Genomic DNA, 3,026 nt, shown 5'->3' with positions numbered 1-3,026 from the left:
TCATGATAAGGAGGCTGGCGGAGTTTGTCAAGTAAGTTTTTTCGTTTCTACTGAATGACAGTTGTGGCTTGGGAGGTAGTGCAAGAAGTCTATTGTATTACTGAATTATTAATAATCTAGTAATAGTGCCTGCTATGTAGCTAAAATTTTCCTTTAACTTAAGCTATATGTAGCTAAAATAACTTGGGTTTACCGACGATTTGACAAACGACAAATTCTTCATCCCGCTACTTGTTAGCGGGATCTAGAGATATCGCAGCGGTATGACCCTGACTTGCATTAGCTATGTATAATAAAGGGAATCTATGACAAAAGAATCATTGGTAAAAACTGATATAGTGAAAGTTGAAGACAAAAAGGCGGTAAGAAGCTTTTTTAAAATACTAGGTGGAGTGGCAGATGCTGTAAGATCGTGGATTGGTAACATCAGTCCTGATTTAAGCAACAGTCGCGATATCGATAGTTTAGTCTTGAAGATGAACGAGTGCTTAAATCCAAAGGGAGGGGAGGTTTCAGCACGTAAAAACGCTGTATCTCTTGGTAACTTGTACTTAAGCTTATCAGAGAAAGGTAAAATAAAATTTCTACAAACCCTGGCAGAAAAATTTAATCCGAATAAAGCGGAAATAGATGAGAAAATTAGAGAGTATAAGAAAAACCAAGATCCCGAGTTAAACTATAAATTTGAACAGGATTTAATAAAAATTCTTGAATCACCGCGTTCTAAAATATTAAAGCAATTTATTTCTTTACCAGAAGGCCTTAAGTTTATTGTTGATATGCGTTCTGACGTGCTTAAGCTAAAGAACCAATATAGAAGCTTGAATCCACTAGAAAGCGAATTAAAAAATATACTCTATACTTGGGTTGATGTTGATCTACTTGATCTTCGTCAAATCACCTGGGATTCACCTGCATCATTGCTAGAAAAACTTATAAAATATGAAGCTGTGCATAAAATTTCCTCTTGGGATGACTTAAAAAACAGGCTGGGTCTCTGTTTTGCTTTTTTTCATTACAAGATACCAAACGAACCTCTAATTTTTGTAGAGGTTGCATTGGTGGATAAGATTGCAGATAGTATTCAACACCTTTTAGATGAGTCGGTACCTTCAAATGATCCAAGTAGTGCGAGCACTGCTATATTCTATTCAATATCAAATACTCAAGCAGGGTTATCTGGAATCAGCCTTGGTAATTTTTTGATCAAAAGGGTTGTAGAAAAGCTATCACAGGAGTTTAAAAGTATAAAAACATACGCAACTCTTTCTCCAATACCTGGCTTTACGAAATGGCTAAAAAACAACCTAAACCAAGATGTCACTTTATTGGGCAAACTAAATATAAAACAATCTAGTGCAGAAATTTTAGAAAGTGCAGAGCAATTAAAAACTAACGTTGAATGTATAAATGAAACTAAACAATGCATGCTTAAACTATGTGCATATTATTTACTAAAAGTGAATAATAGTAATAGGAATGCTTATGATCCGGTGGCGCATTTTCATTTAAGCAAAGGTGCATCGATAAAACAATTAAACTGGATGGCAGATACTTCTGAAAAAGGTATTAGTCAGTCGGCTGGAATGATGGTAAATTATCTGTATGAGTTGCCTAAAATAGATAATAATCATGAAAACTATATGGTTAATAAAGTGATTTCCTGTTCGAAAAAAGTGTCGTCTATGTTGAAGGAGTAATAGGAGATGCATAAATATGTTGAAAATTTCCTAATGTTTATGTATATAATGTTAGATAATTTTGTGAGGGAAAGTGTATGATTTTGACAAAACTTCAAGATATTGAGAAAAAACTAATAAATTAATAAGGAGCAGGTCGATAGTAAAATCGCCTGTGTATGTTAATAACCTGGTTGAAGATATTAAAGAAAGTCAGGAGCTAGTTGGAAAGGATCATAATCAAAAAGAAGAAATAATCAGAAAGCTTTGGAGTATCAATCAATCGCTTACAATAGAACATGCTATTATTGAAGAGGATTGTTGGAATAGCTTGAAACACTCTTTAGCTAACAATGAGCCTTTGAGTGACAAGTATAATAAGTATAATATTGAAGTAGCTTATAAAAACTTAAACATAGTGGTAGAAGCTTTAAAGCTACTTGATAATGGTAACGATGGTAGAAGAGACGAACTCAATCAAGCTATGTCACTTCAGAAAAAAATGAAAGAAGTGCGAGAAAAAATGCAACAGCAGCAACTGCCACAAAGTGCAACGAATCAAGGTAATGATGTAAATAAATATCCTGACGATGCTAATGAAAACGAATACAGAAAAATTAGAAGAAGAAGCTAAAACCAAATTTAGTAAGTACATAGAAAACGATACTATTGATGGAGTATCAATTGGAAAGTATAAGGATGGTGATCTGTGTGCAATAATTAAACTACAAGATAATAACAATGAAAACGCGAGTATTAAAATAAGTGAGTTTTTAAATAGTAAATTCTGCACAGAAAACAACATTGCTGGTTTCTCAATATTAAATGGTAGTCAGAGAGAAGTTATAAAAGGCCACATAGATGATAAAAGAGTAAGGTACTATGATTTAGGTACCACAGCTCAATATGGAATAAAGTTTCATTGGTATGTAGGTGAAAAAAAATGTAGCATTACATTAAGTGCTAATGGCGATGGCAATATTAAAATAGTGGGTGATAGACCAGCGTGTGTCCAGAGAAGGTGAGTATGTTCAGTAGGAGTTAAACCTACCGGGATAAAAGTCGGAGTCCCGTAGCTTGGGTAGCAGCATGGAGCAGCAGGGAGACCAAAGTGTTGAAGCCTGCCGACAACGTAATCGTAGGATAAGGGCGAATTACCAGGCCGTAGCGAAAGCGAACACATAGGTGGCCTCGAAAATTACAAATCCTAAAGGCTGAGCCCACGTTGGTAGGGCGAAGGCAATAGGGATAGCTGAAAACCCGAATGATATGGCATATCTACTTTAGCGGGGTGATAGTGATGGCATGGTAATGAGGACATATAAAGCAACTGGAGAAGCCCTACTC

General features: G+C 35.2%; 3 protein-coding genes. All 3 read left to right on the top strand.

Going from position 1 to position 3,026, the window contains the following annotated elements; genetic code table 11:
- Positions 1-305 precede the first annotated feature (305 nt).
- The 3 genes from WGMM_RS05020 (at position 306) to WGMM_RS07010 (ending at position 2,704) form a co-directional block, all read left to right on the top strand.
- Positions 306-1,700 (top strand): malonyl-CoA decarboxylase, encoded by a 1,395-nt coding sequence (locus tag WGMM_RS05020; protein ID WP_038250943.1) that lies wholly within the window; start codon positions 306-308, stop codon positions 1,698-1,700.
- A 154-nt stretch (positions 1,701-1,854) separates the two neighbouring features.
- Positions 1,855-2,313 (top strand): hypothetical protein, encoded by a 459-nt coding sequence (locus tag WGMM_RS05375; RefSeq protein ID WP_051599679.1) that lies wholly within the window; start codon positions 1,855-1,857, stop codon positions 2,311-2,313.
- Positions 2,276-2,704 carry a hypothetical protein gene (locus WGMM_RS07010; protein WP_051599677.1) on the top strand — a complete coding sequence of 143 codons (429 nt, stop codon included), beginning with the start codon at positions 2,276-2,278 and terminating at the stop codon, positions 2,702-2,704. Before WGMM_RS05375 ends, WGMM_RS07010 begins: the two co-directional genes overlap by 38 nt.
- Positions 2,705-3,026: the final 322 nt, after the last annotated feature.

It is taken from the genome of Wolbachia endosymbiont of Glossina morsitans morsitans (assembly GCF_000689175.1).
GTDB classification, from domain to species: domain Bacteria; phylum Pseudomonadota; class Alphaproteobacteria; order Rickettsiales; family Anaplasmataceae; genus Wolbachia; species Wolbachia pipientis.
This window is presented reverse-complemented; position numbering and strand designations above follow the sequence as displayed.

Bases quoted from the DNA above. Each gene is read 5' to 3' on its own strand.
- WGMM_RS05020 (WP_038250943.1), top strand. From the start codon at position 306: ATGACAAAAGAATCATTGGTAAAAACTGATATAGTGAAAGTTGAAGAC.
- WGMM_RS07010 (WP_051599677.1), top strand. From the start codon at position 2,276: ATGAAAACGAATACAGAAAAATTAGAAGAAGAAGCTAAAACCAAATTT.